General features: G+C 69.1%; 12 protein-coding genes. 8 read left to right on the top strand and 4 right to left on the bottom strand.

The genetic code is table 11. The features are described 5' to 3' along the window. The first annotated feature begins 37 nt into the window (after window positions 1–37). The 8 genes from C3942_RS14220 (at window position 38) to ntrC (ending at window position 11,925) form a co-directional block, all read left to right on the top strand. Window positions 38–2,638: an efflux RND transporter permease subunit gene (locus C3942_RS14220; protein WP_104231014.1), complete on the top strand. Its 2,601-nt coding sequence runs from the start codon at window positions 38–40 to the stop codon at window positions 2,636–2,638. 44 nt (window positions 2,639–2,682) lie between these two features. Continuing rightward, complete coding sequence (locus C3942_RS14215) at window positions 2,683–4,038, top strand: DUF1329 domain-containing protein (protein ID WP_104231013.1); 1,356 nt, start codon at window positions 2,683–2,685, stop codon at window positions 4,036–4,038. 81 nt (window positions 4,039–4,119) lie between these two features. Further along, complete coding sequence (locus C3942_RS14210) at window positions 4,120–6,615, top strand: DUF1302 family protein (RefSeq protein ID WP_104231057.1); 2,496 nt, start codon at window positions 4,120–4,122, stop codon at window positions 6,613–6,615. 10 nt (window positions 6,616–6,625) lie between these two features. Then, window positions 6,626–7,615 carry a WD40/YVTN/BNR-like repeat-containing protein gene (locus tag C3942_RS14205; protein ID WP_104231012.1) on the top strand — a complete coding sequence of 330 codons (990 nt, stop codon included), beginning with the start codon at window positions 6,626–6,628 and terminating at the stop codon, window positions 7,613–7,615. A 120-nt stretch (window positions 7,616–7,735) separates the two neighbouring features. Further along, window positions 7,736–8,554 (top strand): helix-turn-helix domain-containing protein, encoded by an 819-nt coding sequence (locus C3942_RS14200; RefSeq protein WP_104231011.1) that lies wholly within the window; start codon window positions 7,736–7,738, stop codon window positions 8,552–8,554. 32 nt (window positions 8,555–8,586) lie between these two features. Further along, window positions 8,587–9,174, top strand: a complete 588-nt coding sequence (locus C3942_RS14195) for a DUF4124 domain-containing protein (RefSeq protein ID WP_104231010.1) — start codon at window positions 8,587–8,589, stop codon at window positions 9,172–9,174. A gap of 83 nt (window positions 9,175–9,257) precedes the next feature. After that, window positions 9,258–10,328 carry a nitrogen regulation protein NR(II) gene (glnL, locus tag C3942_RS14190; RefSeq protein ID WP_104231009.1) on the top strand — a complete coding sequence of 357 codons (1,071 nt, stop codon included), beginning with the start codon at window positions 9,258–9,260 and terminating at the stop codon, window positions 10,326–10,328. A gap of 76 nt (window positions 10,329–10,404) precedes the next feature. Continuing rightward, window positions 10,405–11,925: a nitrogen regulation protein NR(I) gene (gene ntrC / locus C3942_RS14185; RefSeq protein ID WP_104231008.1), complete on the top strand. Its 1,521-nt coding sequence runs from the start codon at window positions 10,405–10,407 to the stop codon at window positions 11,923–11,925. Between the two features lie 96 nt (window positions 11,926–12,021). Here the strand turns inward: ntrC and C3942_RS14180 are convergent, their stop codons facing one another. From C3942_RS14180 to C3942_RS14165, 4 genes are all read right to left on the bottom strand, one after another. Then, window positions 12,022–12,612 (bottom strand): LuxR C-terminal-related transcriptional regulator, encoded by a 591-nt coding sequence (locus tag C3942_RS14180; protein ID WP_104231007.1) that lies wholly within the window; start codon window positions 12,610–12,612, stop codon window positions 12,022–12,024. Between the two features lie 9 nt (window positions 12,613–12,621). After that, entirely contained in the window at window positions 12,622–12,927 is a 306-nt protein-coding gene (locus C3942_RS14175) for a hypothetical protein (RefSeq protein WP_104231006.1), read from the bottom strand. Window positions 12,928–13,012: 85 nt separating this feature from the next. Next, entirely contained in the window at window positions 13,013–14,788 is a 1,776-nt protein-coding gene (locus tag C3942_RS14170; protein WP_104231005.1) for an ATP-binding response regulator, read from the bottom strand. A gap of 104 nt (window positions 14,789–14,892) precedes the next feature. Beyond that, window positions 14,893–15,552 (bottom strand): QsdR family transcriptional regulator, encoded by a 660-nt coding sequence (locus tag C3942_RS14165; protein WP_104231004.1) that lies wholly within the window; start codon window positions 15,550–15,552, stop codon window positions 14,893–14,895. Window positions 15,553–15,618: the final 66 nt, after the last annotated feature.

The raw sequence follows: 15,618 nt of genomic DNA, 5'->3' as shown, positions 1-15,618 counted from the left end.
CCTTGCCGCCGCCCCAAGACACCATCGAGGTTCATCCATGCACGATTCACGTAGCGCATTTGCGCAGGCCTTCGTTCGCCTGACGGAGCCGCTGATCTTCAGCCGCCGCCGCCTGACGCTGGCGGTCCTGGCGATCATCACCGTCTTCCTCGGCTGGCAGGCGACCCACCTGCGCGTCGAGACCGGCTTCGACAAGCAGCTGCCGCTGGGCCATCCCTACATCGGGGTCTACAAGCAGTACCAGAAGGAATTCGGCGGTGCCAACGTCACGCTGGTGGCGCTGCGCCAGAAAGAAGGCGACATCTACAATGCCTCCTTCATGCGCACGCTGCGCGCGCTGACCGACGCGGTGTACTTCACGCCGGGCATGGACCGCGCGCGCGTCAGCTCCATCTTCACGCCGGACGTGCGCTACCTGGAGGTGGTGGAGGGCGGCTTCGCCGGCGGCAACGTCGTGCCGGCTGACTTCCAGCCGACGCCGGAGTCGCTGCAGCGCGTCCGCGCCAACATCGACAAGGCCGGCATCGTCGGGCGCCTGATCGCCAACGACCATGGCGGCGCCATGGTGTTCTCCGAGCTGCTGGAGCGCGACCCCGTCACCGGCGTCAAGCTCGACTACATCGATACCGCCCATCGCCTCGAGGAGGTGCGCGGCCGCTTCACCAGCGCCCAGCGCTACGACTACGTCCTGAAGCAGGATGCGCCGCCGCTGAAGGCCGGCGCGGTGCTGCGCAGCGTCTACCACGATCCGCGCGGCCTGCTGTTCGCGCTGCGGAAGTTCGACGCGGCGCCCGACGAGACCGGCGCGGTGCGCAGCTTCCGCGGCTGGCAGGTCGAGGTGCGGGAGCAGGCCAACCCGGACTACAACCCGGACGTCGAGGTCCACATCATCGGCTTCACCAAGGCCGTGGGCGACATCGCCGACAGCGCCGTCGAGGTGTTCAGCTTCTTCGGCCTGACCGTGCTGCTGGTCTGGCTGCTGCTGTGGCGCTACTGCGGATCGCCCAAGGTCGCGCTGCTGCCGCTGGCCTGCGGCGTGCTCGCGGTGATCTGGGAACTGGGCCTGCTGCACATGGTGGGCCTGGCGCTGGACCCGTTCGCGGTCCTGATGCCCTTCATCGTGCTGGCCATCAGCACCTCGCACGGCATCCAGATCACCAGCTTCTGGCTCAACGAGGTGGCCGACAACGGCCTGCCGCCGCTGGAAGCCGCCGTCGCCACCTACCGCCGCCTGGTCATTCCCGGCCTGTCGGCGCTGGCGACCAATTTCATCGGCTTCGGCACCATCCTGCTGATCCCCATCGACATCATCCGCGAGATGGCGATCAACGCCATGCTCGGCCTGCTGGCGATCGTGCTGTGCAAGAAGATGCTGCTGCCCTGCCTGCTGACCTTCGCCACGGTGAAGGACCCGGTGAAGTTCCGCGCGCACCAGCAGGCGCGCGACCGGCAGTTCGCGCCGATCTGGCGGATGCTGTCGGGGTTGACGGCCAAGCCGGTGGCCGCGGCGGTGCTGGTGGCCGCCGCCCTGCTGTGGGGCTGGGGCGAATGGGTGGCGCGCGACCTGAAGATCGGCGAGCTGCATGCCGGCGTGCCGGAACTGCGCCCGGACTCGCGCTACAACCTCGACTCCGCCGCCGTGGTGCGCGACTTCTCGATCGGCGTGGACGTGCTCAAGGTCGTGGCGGAAGGCAAGACCGACGGCTGCATCGACCATTCCATCGTCTCGCTGATGGACCGCTTCGCCTGGCGCATGGAGAACACCCCGGGCGTGCAGTCCACGCTGTCGCTGCCCAAGCTGCAGCAGAAGGTGTTCAACAGCTACAGCGAGTCGAACCCCAAGTTCAACACGCTGCCACGCGAGAGCGGGGCGCTGGTCATCACCGTGCAGCCCTTCCCGAGCTCCACCGGCCTGCTCAACGAGGACTGCAGCGCCATGCCGGTGCTGGTCTTCACCCGCGACCACAAGGCCGAGACCATCGACACCATCGTGGCGGCGGTCAACCAGTTCGTCTCCGAGCTGCCGGAGGACGCGCCGGTGAAGTTCCGCCTGGCCACCGGCAACGTCGGCGTGATGGCCGCGGCCAACGACGTCATCAAGGACACCGAGTTCTCGGTGCTGCTGTGGCTGTTCGTGGGCATCGGCATCTGCGTGCTGGCTTCGTTCCGCAGCATCGCCGGCCTGGTCTGCGTGCTGGTGCCGCTGGCGCTGGTGCACGTGGCGTCCTACGCGGTGATGGTCTACCTGGAGATCGGCATCAAGATCTCCAACCTGGCGGTGGCGGCCTTCGCCGCCGGCATCGGCGTGGACTACGGCATCTACATCTACAGCGTGCTCGAGGAGAACGTGCTGCAGAAGCGCATGGCGCTGCGCCAGGCCTACGAGAACACCCTGCACCAGACCGGCAAGGCGGTGATCTTCACCGCGCTGACCCTGGCGGCCACGGTCTGCACCTGGCTGTTCTCGGGCCTGCAGTTCCAGGTCGACATGGGAATCCTGCTGACCATGATGTTCGTCGCCAATGCCGTGGCCGCCGTCGTGCTGCTGCCGGCCTTCGCCGCGTTCCTGCTGCGCCCTGCCGCCGCAGCCGCCGCCGATGCGGCGCCGTCGGCGGCAGCCGGCTCCCAGGTGACCTGAGTTGTTCCCCCCTTCTTTACTGACGTGACAGAGGAGAAATCGAGATGAAGATGCGAATGCTCGCCATCGTGGCGCTGGCGGCCGTGCTGCCCTCGGCGGCGCTGGCCAAGGTGTCCGCCGAGGAGGCCGCCAAGCTCGGCAAGGAGCTGACGCCGGTGGGCGCCGAACGCGCCGGCAACAAGGACGGCACCATTCCCGAATGGACGCCCGCCAAGCAGTCCGGCGCGCTGAAGGGGCAGTTCCCCTCCGACCCGTCGATCGAAGGCGAGAAGCCGCTGTTCACGATCGACGCCAAGAACCAGGCGAAGTACGCCGACAAGCTGACCGAGGGCCACAAGGAGTTGCTGAAGCGCTTCCCGGCCAGCTACAAGCTCAACGTCTATCCCAGCCACCGCAAGGTGAACTTCCCGGAGAAGGTGCTGGCGGAAACGGTCAAGAACGCCACCCGCGCCGAACTGGAAGGCGTGGACAACCCCAAGGGCGCCTACGTCGGCTTCCCGTTCCCGATCCCGCGTTCCGGCGCCGAGCCGATCTGGAACCACCGCGTGAAGTGGCGCGGCGACGCGCTGCGCCGCTACAACAACCAGATGATCGTGCAGCAGGACGGCAAGTTCACGCTGACCAAGATCGTCGAGGACGTGAAGTTCTACTACGCCAACGTCGGCAACGCGAACCCGCCGGAGCTGAAGCCGGGCGTGGATTTCCTGCGCTACCTGTCGGAGACGATCTCGCCGCCGCGCATCGCCGGCACCTTCATCCTGGTGCACGAGAAGGCCGGCTTCGGCACGGAAGGCCGCGCCGCCTGGCTCTACGCGCCGGTGCTCAAGCGCATCCGCCGCGCGCCCGCGGTCTGCTGCGACAACCCGTATGAAGGTACCGACGGCCACCAGTTCTACGACCAGGTGGACATGTACAACGGCGTGCTCGAGCGCTTCACCTGGAAGCTGGTGGGCAAGCGCGAGATGTACATCCCGTACAACGCCTACCGCATCGCCGGCAACAAGACCAAGTACGCCGACATCGCGCGTCCCAACCACATCAACCAGGACCTGCCGCGCTACGAGCTGCACCGCGTCTGGGTGGTCGAGGCCGACAACAAGCCGGACCAGCGCCACACCTTCAAGAAGCGCCGCATCTACCTGGATGAGGACAGCTGGAACATCGTGGCCATCGACGACTACGACCAGCAGGGCAAGCTGATGCAGTTCCAGGAAGGCCACCTGGTGCCGTACTTCAACATCCTGGCGGCGACGACCCAGCCGGAGGTGATCTATCACCTCAACTCCGGCCGCTACTTCGTCACCGCGATGATCAACGAAGACCAGCCCTACGACGCGACGGTGTCGTTCACCGACAGCACCTTCGAGGCCGAGACGGTGCAGAAGCGCACGTCCAAGTAAGCGATCCAGGGGGCGGCGGTCCGCCGCCGCCCCTCTTCTTCCCCCTTACATAAAGAAGCGTCCGTGCAGGAGATCACGAAGATGCCCATCCGAATCCTTCCGAGGGCGGCGCTGCTGTCCGCCTGCGGCCTCGCGTCCGTGGCGGCGCAGGCTGCCGAGTTCAACTTCAACATCGGCGACACCGCCTTCAGTGCGGTGCTCAACAATACCGTCACGCTGGGCGCGTCCTGGCGCATCGAGGAACGCTCCGACGATCTGGTCGGAAAGTCCAACCTGAACCCGGACGTCTGCAGCGGCGCCTTCCAGTCCTGCCAGGGCGTGCACCGCGCGCAGAGCTACCCGGCGCAACACCTGGCCGACGCGCCCGGCATGGCGTCGATGAACTTCGACGACGGCAACCTGAACTACGACAAGGGCGACATCACCCAGGCGCCGCTCAAGCTGTCCCAGGACCTGAACATCAAGTTCGGCAACTACGGCTTCTTCTTCCGCGGCATGGGCATCTACGACGACATCAACTACCGCGGCTTCAAGGAGACCTATCCCAACAAGATCACCGCGGAGAACTACCAGCAGGTCGGCATCACCGGCGATGCCGGCGTGGGCAACCGCTACTTCGCGCGCAGCTACGGTCCCGGCGCCTACGTGCGCTCGGAGCGCGACGAGGACGAGGCACGCGAGATCGGCATGCGCTACGACCTGCTCGACGCCAACTTCTACGGCGTCGTGCCCTACCTCGACGGCGAACGGGAGCTGATCTTCCGCGTCGGGCGCCAGACCGTGAACTGGGGACAGAGCACGGTGGCCGTCATCAACAGCGTCAACCAGGCGCAGCCGGTCAACGCCAACAGCCTCTACCGCCTCGGCTTCGGCCTGCTGGAGGAACTGTTCGTGCCAGTCGGCATGATCCGTGCCAGCACCGAGATCGCCGGCGGCGTCAGCATCGAGGGCTACTACCAGTTCGAGTGGCAGCCGATCGAGATCCCGACGCCCGGCAGCTACATGTCCTTCGTCGACATCGGCACCGACAACCTTCGCGATTCGGTCAACGCGGCCTTCGGCGGTTCCGCCGACGACCCCGACCATGTCGGCTTCCAGCTCAACAGCCCGCTGGCGCTGATCACGCCGACCACGCTGACCATCGACCGCCTCAAGGACAAGGAGGCCAGCGACCAGGGACAGTACGGCGTGTCGCTGAAGTACTACGCCGACTGGCTCAACGACGGCACCGAGCTGGGCCTGTACTTCATGAACTACCACTCGAAGCTGCCCTACGTCAGCTTCTATTCCACCGATGCCAGCTGCGCCCGCCGCGAAGGCAACTCGATGGGCATCGATGCCACCAACACGCTGGAATTCCTCAACGCCTGCCCGAACCTGCCGGTGGCGCAGCCGATGGCCTCCACCCAGATCCTCGGCGACATCACCGCGCTGGCGCTGCAGCGTCCGGGCATCCTCGGCGAGATCGGCCTGGGCCTGGACCTGGGCACCGCGCTCGGCGGCCTGACCAGCCTGCTGATCCCGCGCTCCGGCCCGCAGAGCGACGCCGTGCCGCTGGATACCGCCAAGCTGCGGATCGAGTACCCGGAGGACCTGAAGATGTACGGCTTCAGCTTCACCACCACGGCCGGCGACCTGTCCTTCCAGGGCGAGGTGTCCTACCGTCCCAACGTGCCCCTGCAGGTGGCGCTGATCGACCTGGCCTTCGCCTCCTTCGGTCCGACGCTGACGCGCTGCCACGACGAGTCGCTGGGCTGCGCCGGCGCCAGTGCCGGCATCGGCTTCAACGAGGCCGGCCAGTATGTCGTCTACGACCAGAACAACTTCGTCGACGCCAACGGCAACAACCCCTACCCGGACGCGGTCAACCTGATCGTCGGCGCGGCGCCGGGCTCGGCCCGCTCCTTCCCCAACTTCATCATTCCCTACCGCGGCGGCGTGGTCGGCGAGAACGCGCCCAACAGCTACATCAAGGGCTGGATCCCGGGCAAGGTGGCGCAGTACAACATTGGCGCCACGCAGGTGCTCGGCGCCTCGGAGAACTGGATCGGCGCGGACCAGGTGATCCTGCTCTATGAGCTGGCCGCCACGCACGTGCTGAACATGCCGGACTTCGATCGCCTGCAGATCGAAGGCCCGATGACCGCGACCACGCACGCCAGCGCCGGCGCCAACGGCAGCGGTGCCGACGGCTCGCGCCTGGCCTGCTCGACCAACCCGTCCTGCTCGATCGGCCCCGACGGCCTGCGCTTCAACCCTTTCCAGGCGCCGCGCAGCGCCTTCGCCGACGACTTCTCCTGGGGCTACCGCGTGGTCGGCCGCATCAGCTACGAGTCGGTGCTGCCGGGCATCAGCGTGCAGCCGCTGTTCATCTGGCAGCAGGACATCGACGGCAACTCGCCGGGCCCCGCCGGCAACTTCGTCGAGGGCCGCAAGTCGCTGAACTTCCTGCTGGAGACCCGCTACGAGAAGTCGATGGCCTTCACCATCGCCTACAACACCTTCTTCGGCGGCGGCAAGAACAACCTGTACGCCGATCGCGACAACCTCGGCTTTTTCGTCAAGTACCAGTTCTAGAGGAACGACCATGCTTCGTCCGATCCCCTTCACCCTCGTGCTGGCCACCGCGCTGGCGGCCGGCCAGCCGGCCTTCGCCGCGGAGGCTCCCAAGCCGCGCGCCGCCGAGATCGCGCCGATGTCGGCGCACAGCCTGCTGACGCGCATCGTGCCGGCCGGCCGCGGCCTGGTGGCGGTCGGCGGGCGCGGGCATATCCTGCGCTCCGAGGACGGCAGCGCCTGGACGCAGGTGCCGGCGCCGGTGGACGCGCTGCTGACCTCGGTGTTCTTCACCGACGCCCAGCACGGCTGGGCGGTGGGCCACGACGCCAGCATCCTGCACAGCGCCGACGGCGGCCGCAGCTGGAAGCTGCAGAACTTCCAGCCGGAACTGAACCTGGCGCTGCTGGACGTGCTGTTCCTGGACGCCCAGCACGGCCTGGCCGTGGGGGCCTACGGCCTGATGCTGGAAACCCGCGACGGCGGGGCCCACTGGACCCGGCTGGAGCTGCCGATCACCGAGGAGGGCCTGCATTTCAACGCCCTGACGCGCCTGGGCGACGGCTCGCTGCTGGTGGTGGGCGAGGAGGGCATGATGGCCCTGTCGCGCGACGCCGGCGCCAGCTGGGAGCGCCTGGCCTCGCCCTACGAGAGCTCGCTGTTCGCGGTGCTGGCCTCGGGTGCCTCGGGTGCCGTGGTCGCCGGCCTGCGCGGCAATGTCTTCCGCAGCGACGACGTCGCGGCCGGGGCCTGGCAGCGCCTGGACACCGGCAGCCAGCAGTCGGTCTTCGGGCTGGCCGCGATCCCGGGCGGCGGCGTGGGCCTGGCGGGACTCAACGGCTTCCTGGAAGTGGTGGGCCCCAGCGGCCGGATCGAGCCGCAGCACTGGCGCCGCGCCGGGGCGGGCCCGGCCGGAGCCGGGCACGAACTCGGCGCCTTCAGCCACCTGCTGGCCTGGCGCGGGGACCTGCTCACGGTGGGAGACAGCGGGGTCCAGCGCTGGTCCCCGGCCCAGCCCTGAGGCCTGTGCATTACTTCCGAGGTAATTGAATGACCGCCGTGGGCGACGGAAACTGCCCATGAACCCAACACTGCAGGAGGCAAGAGCGTCCGCGCCCCGCGCGGCCGCCGGAAACCGCTCATGGCTGGAGATCTCGCCGATGTCGTCGCCTTTCCCAACCTGCTGCGCGACTGCCGCCGCGGGCGCCGCCTGTCGCAGCTCGACCTGGCCGTGGAGGCCGAGGTCTCGCAGCGCCACCTGAGCTTCCTGGAATCCGGCCGGGCCAAGCCCAGCCGCGAGATGGTGCTGCAGCTGGCACAGGCCCTGGACCTGCCGCTGCGCGAGCGCAACCGCCTGCTGCAGTCGGCGGGCTATGCCGGCCTGTTCCCGCAGCGCCGGCTCGAGACCGGCGACATGGGGCCGGTGCGGCAGGCGCTGGAGCGCCTGCTGAAGCACCACGAACCCTATCCGGCCGTGGTGGTGGACCGCGCCTGGAACCTGTTCATGGCCAACGACGCGGTGACCCGCGTGTTCGGCCTGCTCGGCAACCTCGACGAGATCTACGCCCGCGTCTGCGGCGACGGCCCGCGCAACGTGCTGAAGCTGACCTTCCACCCGCAGGGCCTGCAGCCGTACATCGCCAACTTCGCCGAGGTGGCGGCGCCGCTGCTGGCGCGCACCGCCCGCGAGGCGCTGGAGCATCCCGAGGTGCAGGCGGTGCTGGACGAGGTGCTGTCCTATCCGGGCATCCCGGCGCGCTGGCGCGTGCAGGAGGTGCATCCGCTGGCCCTGCCGGTGCTGCCCACCGATTTCCGCGTCGGCCCGGTCAGCCTGAAGCTGTTCTCCATGCTCACCACCTTCGGCACGCCGCAGGACATCACCACCGACGAACTGCGCGTGGAAAGCTTCTACCCGGCCGACGCGGCCAGCGAGGCGCTGCTGCGGCAGCTGGGGAAGTAGACCGCCGGGGGCGGCGGCGCTACCCTCGGGCCATGCGCGAACTGGCCCTGCTGATCGTCCTGGCCCTGCCGCTGCCGCTGGCGGCGCAGGTCTACAAGTACACGGACGAAAAAGGTGTGATCCACTACACCGACAAGGCGCCCGGCAAGGGGGCCAAGCCGGTCACCCTGCCTCCGCTGCACACCTACAAGCCCCTGGCGCCGCCGGAGTCCGAGGGGGCCGCCGCGAGCGGCGCCGGCGGCAACGACGCCTCCGCGCCGCCGGCGGACAAGGGCAGGGCCGCCGGCGGCGGCGATTTCACGGTCAGCATCGTCTCGCCGGTTCCGGACCAGACCAACCGCGACGCCAGCGGCAACCTGGCCGTATCGGTCAAGGTCTCGCCGGAGATGCCGGAGGGCTACACCCTGGCCTATTACGTGGACGGCAGCCCCAGCGGCGAGCCCACGGCCAGCGCCAGCACCACCCTGAGCGGCATCGACCGGGGCCAGCACAGCATCTCGGTGGGCCTGCAGGACCCGGACGGCAACGAAGTGGCCCGCTCCGCCCCGGTGACCGTCTACCTGCGCCAGCCCACGATCAAGCGCGTGACGCCCGCTCCGCCCCGCCCTGCACCACGTTGATGCACTAAAACGGTGCAAACCGCCCCGGACTGCGCTAGTCTGGGGCTGCTGCCTTTTGGCGCGACTCTTGCTGTGTCCCGCGCATGAAATTCATTCCCCGCAGCTCATCGGTCCGCCCGGAGGACGTGCTGGACGGTCTGACGACCGCGGTCATCGGCCTGGATGAGCAGCTGTGCGTCACCTCCCTGAACTCGGCCTGTGAAAACCTGTTCGGCATTTCCCGCAAGCACGCTATTGGTGCACCGCTGGCCGAGGCCATCCCGCACCTGGCGCCGCATGAGCTGAGGCTGCGCCGGTCGCTGGACAACGCCACCGGGTTCATCGAGCGCGAGCTGCGGCTGCAGCGCATCGGCGACGAGGCCGTCACCGTGGACTGCACCGTCACCCCCTTCATCCTGGGCCGCAAGCCGGGCCTGCTGATGGAGGTGCTGGCGCTGGACCGGCACCTGCGCATCTCGCGCGACGAGCTGCTGCTGGCGCAGCACCAGGCCAGCCGCGAACTGATCCGCGGCATGGCCCACGAGATCAAGAACCCCCTGGGCGGCATCCGCGGCGCGGCCCAGCTGCTGGAGCGCGAGTTCCCGGATTCCGAGCACCGCGAATACACCCGCGTGATCATCCGCGAGGCGGACCGCCTGCAGAACCTGGTCAACCGCATGCTGGGCCCCAACCGCGCCCCGCAGAAGAACTGGCTCAACATCCACGAGGTGCTGGAGCACGTGCGCCAGCTGGTGCAGGCCGAGTCCTCCGGCGACGTCGCTTTCCTGCGCGACTACGACCCCAGCATCCCGGAGATCAGCGCCGACCGCGAGCAGATGATCCAGTCGGTGCTGAACATCGTCCGCAACGCCATGCAGGCGATCGGCGGCGAAGGCACCGTGACGCTGCGCTCGCGCACCCGCCGCCAGTTCACCATCGCCGCCGTGCGCCACAAGCTGGTCGTCCAGATCGACATCGAGGACGACGGCCCGGGCATTCCGCCGGCGATGCTGGAGAAGATTTTCTATCCGATGGTCACCACCCGCGCGGACGGCACCGGACTTGGCCTGCCGATTGCTCAGTATTTGATTCATGCGCACGGCGGCCTGGTCGAATGCAGGAGTCGACCGGGCTGCACCGTGTTCTCCCTGTACCTACCCCTGGAATCGACATGAACGCCCCTTCCCCCTGGGCCCCGCTGGACGAAGGATCGACCGGCCGCCGCCAACCGCTCTCCCGCGGAGCCGCGCCATGAGCCAAGCGCTGCGCGTCTGGGTGGTGGACGACGACGAGTCGATCCGCTGGGTTCTGGAACGCTCCCTGGCGCGCGAAGGCATGCGCGTGGAAAGCTATCCGGGCGCCGCGGAGCTGCTGGACGCGCTCAACGACGACACCCCGGACGTGCTGATCTCCGACATCCGCATGCCCGGTGTCAACGGACTGGAACTGATGCAGCGGGTGCACCACTCCAAGCCGGAACTCCCGGTCATCATCATGACCGCCCATTCCGACCTCGACGCCGCTGTCGCCAGCTACAAGGGCGGGGCCTTCGAATACCTGCCCAAGCCCTTCGACGTCGACGGCGTGGCCTCGCTGGTGCGCCGCGCCGCGCGCAAGCAGGATGCCCCCGTGGAACCGGCAGGCATCGAATCCAGCGCCGACATCATCGGCGAGGCGCCGGCGATGCAGGACGTGTTCCGCGCCATCGGGCGCCTGAGCCAGTCCAACATCACCGTGCTGGTCACCGGCGAGTCCGGCACCGGCAAGGAGCTGGTCGCCCGCGCGCTGCACGTCAACAGCCCGCGCGCCGCCAAGCCCTTCATCGCGATCAATACCGCGGCGATCCCCAAGGACCTGCTGGAGTCCGAGTTCTTCGGGCACGAGCGCGGCTCCTTCACCGGTGCCGCCACGCAGCGCAAGGGCCGCTTCGAGCAGGCCGACGGCGGCACGCTGTTCCTGGACGAGATCGGCGACATGCCGGCCGACCTGCAGACCCGCCTGCTGCGCGTGCTGCAGAACGGCGAGTTCTACCGCGTCGGCGGCGTGGCCCCGATCCGGGTCGACGTGCGCGTGGTGGCCGCGACCCACCAGGCGCTCGAGTCCCTGGTGAAGGACGGCCGTTTCCGCGAGGACCTCTATCATCGCCTCAACGTGATCCGGGTGCGCATCCCGGCCCTGCGCGAGCGCCCCGAGGACGTGCCGCAGCTCGCGCGCCACTTCCTGGGCCGCGCGGCCGAGGAGCTGAAGACCGAGCCCAAGCGCCTGCGTCCGGAGGTGATCGAGCGCCTGAAGGCCTTCGAGTGGCCGGGCAACGTGCGCCAGCTCGAGAACATCTGCCGCTGGCTGACGGTGATGGCGCCCGGCCAGGATATCCACCTGCAGGACCTGCCGCCCGAGGTGCGTCCGGCGAGCTACGCCGCGGGCCCGGCGCCGGCGGTCGCTGCCGCCGCGCCGCCGCCGGTCGCGCCGCCTCAGGCGATGCCGGCTCCCGCGCCCGCCGCACCGGCCTTCGCGCCGCCGCCAGCCGCTCCGTCCGCCGGCGTCGCCGCGGCGCCCTGGGACGAAGAGCTGCGCCAGTGGGCGAATGCCGCGCTGCAGGCCGGCAAGGACGACCTGCTGGGCGAAGCCACGCCGATGTTCGAGCGCGTGATGATCGAGGCGGCACTGAACGCCACCCGCGGCCAGCGCCAGGAAGCGGCGCGCCGCCTGGGCTGGGGCCGCAACACGCTCTCCCGCAAGATCAAGGAACTGGGGATGGGCGAAGACGAATAAATCTCCGGAGGAGATTTTTCGTCTTCGCGGGTGGCCACGGATGGCGCCCCGGATCGGTCCGGGGAGCCCGCTTGCGGGCGACTGGGCCAGCAGCCGCTATACCACCGGCGGCTTCTGCTGGCGCAGTACCAGTTCCAGCCGGTTGCGCACGCCGAAGACCGTCAGGATCGCGGTGACGTGTTCCTTCACCGTGTATTCGCTGATGCCGAGCGTGCGGGCGATCTGCTTGTTGGAGAAGCCGCCGAGCAGCGCCTCGTAGATGTGCCGCTGGCGCTCGGTCAGCGTCTCCTGCGGCGGGGCGCGCAGCCCGATCATCTCCTCGGCATCGACAAAGACCTTCTCGCCGGCCTGGATCCGGCGGAAACCGTCCAGCAGGTGATCGATGTCGGCGTTCTTCAGCAGCAGGCCGCAGACGCCGCGGCGGCGCGCCAGATCCACCGCCTCCGGCTCCGGGGCGGCAGAGATCAGGATCACGCGCGACAGGCGCGGCGCGAGGCGTTCCAGCGCGTCCTCGAAGCGCAGCCCCGGCAGGTGCATGTCGAGGAACAGGTAGTCCCAGCGCCCGGCCGAAGCTTCCGCGTCGAGCTGATGCCGTGTGTCGATGCGGGCCTGCGGGTAGCAGACCTGCAGCAGGCTGCGCAGGCCGGCGCAGGTCATGGGGTGATCGTCGACGATCAGCAGTTGCATGCGGGGAGATTACAGCAGGCCCGCGGCCTGCATCGCGGTGTCGATGGACAGGCAGCAGTTGGCGTAGACGATGCGCTGTCCGCGTGCCAGGCCGACGCTGCGATAGCGGCCGAGGTCGATGCGCTCCAGCTGCAGGACCGGCGTGCCATCCTCGGCATAGATGCGGAACAGCGCCGGCATGCCCGGCGGAATCTCGCCGTGGTGCCAGAAGCCGCGGAACAGCGCCGGCAGCCGCTCCCGCACCTGCTCGAACGCGGCGCGCAGCTCGGCGGCCTCGGTGCGGGTGTAGCCAGCGGAATGGGAGCCATCGGCCATGGATGCGAAAGCCTGGAGCGGGAAGGCCAGGCCATTAGACCTGCCGGGGCCGCCGCCGAGTACCCCTCCGTGGTGGGGGCGCCGTTCACGGCGCCAGGCCCGCCAGGGTGCGCAGCAGCAACTCCGGCGAAACCGGCTTGGTCAGCAGCAGCAGGCCTTCCTGCTCGGCGCGCTGATGCGTTTCCGGCGCCAGCTCGCCGGATACCAGCAGGCCGCGCGCATCCGGCCACTGCGCCAGCCAGTCGGTCAGCCAGTCGATGCCATCGCGGTCGCCGGGCAGGCGCACGTCGCAGAGGATCAGGTCGGGAGCCAGTGCGGATTCGACCTGGGAGGGGTCGCTGCGGTGGCTGATGCGCAGGCCCCATTCGCCGGCCCAGGTGGTCAGCGCCACCGCCGCCATCGGGTCGTCCTCCACCAGCAGCAGGTGACGGTCGCGCAGCCGCTGCAGCGGCACCGCATCGGCGAGGGCGCCCGGGGCCGGTGCAGGTTCCGGTGCCGCCGTCAGCGCCGCCGCGGGGAAGATCAGGGCGAAGCGGCTGCCTCGTCCGGGCTGCGAGCGCAGGCGCAGCCGGCCGCCCAGCAGCTGGGTGGCTTCCTGCACGATGCTCAGGCCCAGGCCGATGCCCTGGCTGCGGTCGCGGGTGGGATTGTGCAGCTGCACGTAGGGCTTGAAGACCTCGGTGAGCTGGTCGGCGGCGATGCCGATGCCCTGGTCCTGCACGGCCAGTTCAATCCCGCCGGCGCACCGGCGCAGCGACAGCAGCACGGCGCCGCCCGGCGCGGAGAACTTGATGGCGTTGTCGAGCAGGTTGTGCAGCACGCGGCCGAGCAGGACCGGATCGGTGTCGAGCGCGCGTTGCCGCAGGCGGCGGTCGATGCGCAGGCGCAGTTCGATCTGCTTGTAGCCGGCGGTCTGGCGATGCGCCGCGACGGCACGAGCCAGCAGTCCCTGCAGCGGCGCCGGCTGGCGGTTGAGGCGGTAGGCCCCGCCTTCCAGCTTCGACAGGTCCATCAGGCTGTTGAACTGTTCCGACAGCGCCTGTCCGGCTTCCAGCACGCGGTCCACCAGCTCGCGGTTCTCGGCGCCCGAAACGCGCAGGCGCAGGGTATGGCTGGTCAGCATCAGCGCATGCAGCGGCTGGCGCAGGTCGTGGCTGGCCGCGGCGAGGAAGGCGGACTTCTCGCGGTTGGCGCGCTGCGCGCTTTCCACGGCGGCACGCTGCTCCTCGATCAGGCGGTCCTTGTCCTTCTCCAGCATCAGGGTGCGGGCGTTGCCGCGGTGGCGCAGCACCACGGCCTGGATGATGGTGGCGTGGAAGAACAGGAACATGATCGCCAGCTGGATCCAGTTGTCGGCGAAGGTGTGGCGCAGCGGCGGCAGCAGCAGGACCAGCGACACCAGCGAGGCCGAGCAGACATGCGCCAGGCCGAAGGAGGCCATCGAGGAGGCCGAGACGCTGACGCCCATGTAGATCATCACGATCATCAGGTTGTGCCCGGCGGGCGCCGGCACCAGCAGGAAGCCCAGTGCGCCCCAGATGGCACCGAGCATCACGCCGCCGTGGAACAGCGCGACCCATTCACCCAGGCGCAGCGCCGCCAGCGACAGCTCGTGCACGCGGATCGCCTGGTAGTGGCGCCGCAGCACGATGCCCACCGCGCCGTTGACGGCGCTGACCGCGAACCAGCCCACCAGGAAGGCGCGGTCGTTCTGGCGCCAGCAAAGTCCGACCACGACCAGCACCGCCAGCGGCGACAGCCAGGGACGCAGGCTGTTCCAGCCCAGGGCCAGCATCTCGGTGGCCAGGGGCGGCGGGTAGGCCTGGTAGTTGAACAGCGCAAAGGGCAGGCGCGGGCGCATGGCGGCAACCGGTGATCCAGGGCGACACGGTAGCCGAGCCCCGGGTGAGGTGCGAACAGCCTAGGGGGGCGGAGGGAAGCTGCACACCCCTCCGGCGGGGGGCTTCAGCCGGGCCGGCGCCTGCGGGCGGCGGCGCGCGGCGCTTCCGGCGGGTTTTCGCGCAGCAGCAGGCCGATGGCGCGGCGCGCCTTGGCCGGCTGCGGATGGAAGCCGCCGATCAGGCCTGAATAGAGGAAGTGCTCGCCGACGCTGACCATCGCCTCCACCAGCGTCTCCAGGTCGGTGGGCGGGCGGTAGCGGCCGGCCTCGATCTCCTCGCGGATCAGGGCGATGTCGGCCTGCACCAGGCGGCCATGCACGCCGTCGGGATGGGTCACCAGCCGGTAGCCGGCCTGGCCCTCATGCTCGAGGAAACTGCGCAGCGGCGCGGCCGTGGCGATGACCTCGACCTGCTCGCCGAAGATGGCCTCCAGGCGCGCGGCCCCCGTGCCCCGGGCATTGGCGGCGGCGCGGTCCAGCGTTTGCCGGGTCAGCGACCAGATCACGTCCACCAGCAGGCGGTCGCGGTCGCCGATCCAGCGATACAGCGTGGCGCGGGCGATGCCCAGCTGCAGGGCCAGCTGGTTCATGTCGAGCTTTTCGCCGGCCAGGTAGATCTTGCGGGCCATGCGCAACATGTCCGCCGGCGTCGCCGGCGCGGCGCCGCTGCGCTGCAGTGCGGGGATCGGCGCGATCTGCGCCGGCTTGGGGTGGGCGGGAGTCATGGGCACAGCATAGGCCGGCCATGAGACACGAGCAACATCGTGTATTGACATTGAGACACTACAGGC

The organism is Solimonas fluminis (genome assembly GCF_002930645.1).
Taxonomy (GTDB): domain Bacteria; phylum Pseudomonadota; class Gammaproteobacteria; order Nevskiales; family Nevskiaceae; genus Solimonas_A; species Solimonas_A fluminis.
This window is presented reverse-complemented; position numbering and strand designations above follow the sequence as displayed.

Bases quoted from the DNA above. Each gene is read 5' to 3' on its own strand.
- C3942_RS14195 (WP_104231010.1), top strand. From the start codon at position 8,587: ATGCGCGAACTGGCCCTGCTGATCGTCCTGGCCCTGCCGCTGCCGCTG.
- C3942_RS14215 (WP_104231013.1), top strand. From the start codon at position 2,683: ATGAAGATGCGAATGCTCGCCATCGTGGCGCTGGCGGCCGTGCTGCCC.
- C3942_RS14170 (WP_104231005.1), bottom strand. From the start codon at position 14,788: ATGCGCCCGCGCCTGCCCTTTGCGCTGTTCAACTACCAGGCCTACCCG.
- C3942_RS14220 (WP_104231014.1), top strand. From the start codon at position 38: ATGCACGATTCACGTAGCGCATTTGCGCAGGCCTTCGTTCGCCTGACG.
- C3942_RS14200 (WP_104231011.1), top strand. From the start codon at position 7,736: ATGGCTGGAGATCTCGCCGATGTCGTCGCCTTTCCCAACCTGCTGCGC.
- C3942_RS14165 (WP_104231004.1), bottom strand. From the start codon at position 15,552: ATGACTCCCGCCCACCCCAAGCCGGCGCAGATCGCGCCGATCCCCGCA.
- C3942_RS14180 (WP_104231007.1), bottom strand. From the start codon at position 12,612: ATGCAACTGCTGATCGTCGACGATCACCCCATGACCTGCGCCGGCCTG.
- C3942_RS14175 (WP_104231006.1), bottom strand. From the start codon at position 12,927: ATGGCCGATGGCTCCCATTCCGCTGGCTACACCCGCACCGAGGCCGCC.
- C3942_RS14205 (WP_104231012.1), top strand. From the start codon at position 6,626: ATGCTTCGTCCGATCCCCTTCACCCTCGTGCTGGCCACCGCGCTGGCG.
- ntrC (WP_104231008.1), top strand. From the start codon at position 10,405: ATGAGCCAAGCGCTGCGCGTCTGGGTGGTGGACGACGACGAGTCGATC.
- glnL (WP_104231009.1), top strand. From the start codon at position 9,258: ATGAAATTCATTCCCCGCAGCTCATCGGTCCGCCCGGAGGACGTGCTG.
- C3942_RS14210 (WP_104231057.1), top strand. From the start codon at position 4,120: ATGCCCATCCGAATCCTTCCGAGGGCGGCGCTGCTGTCCGCCTGCGGC.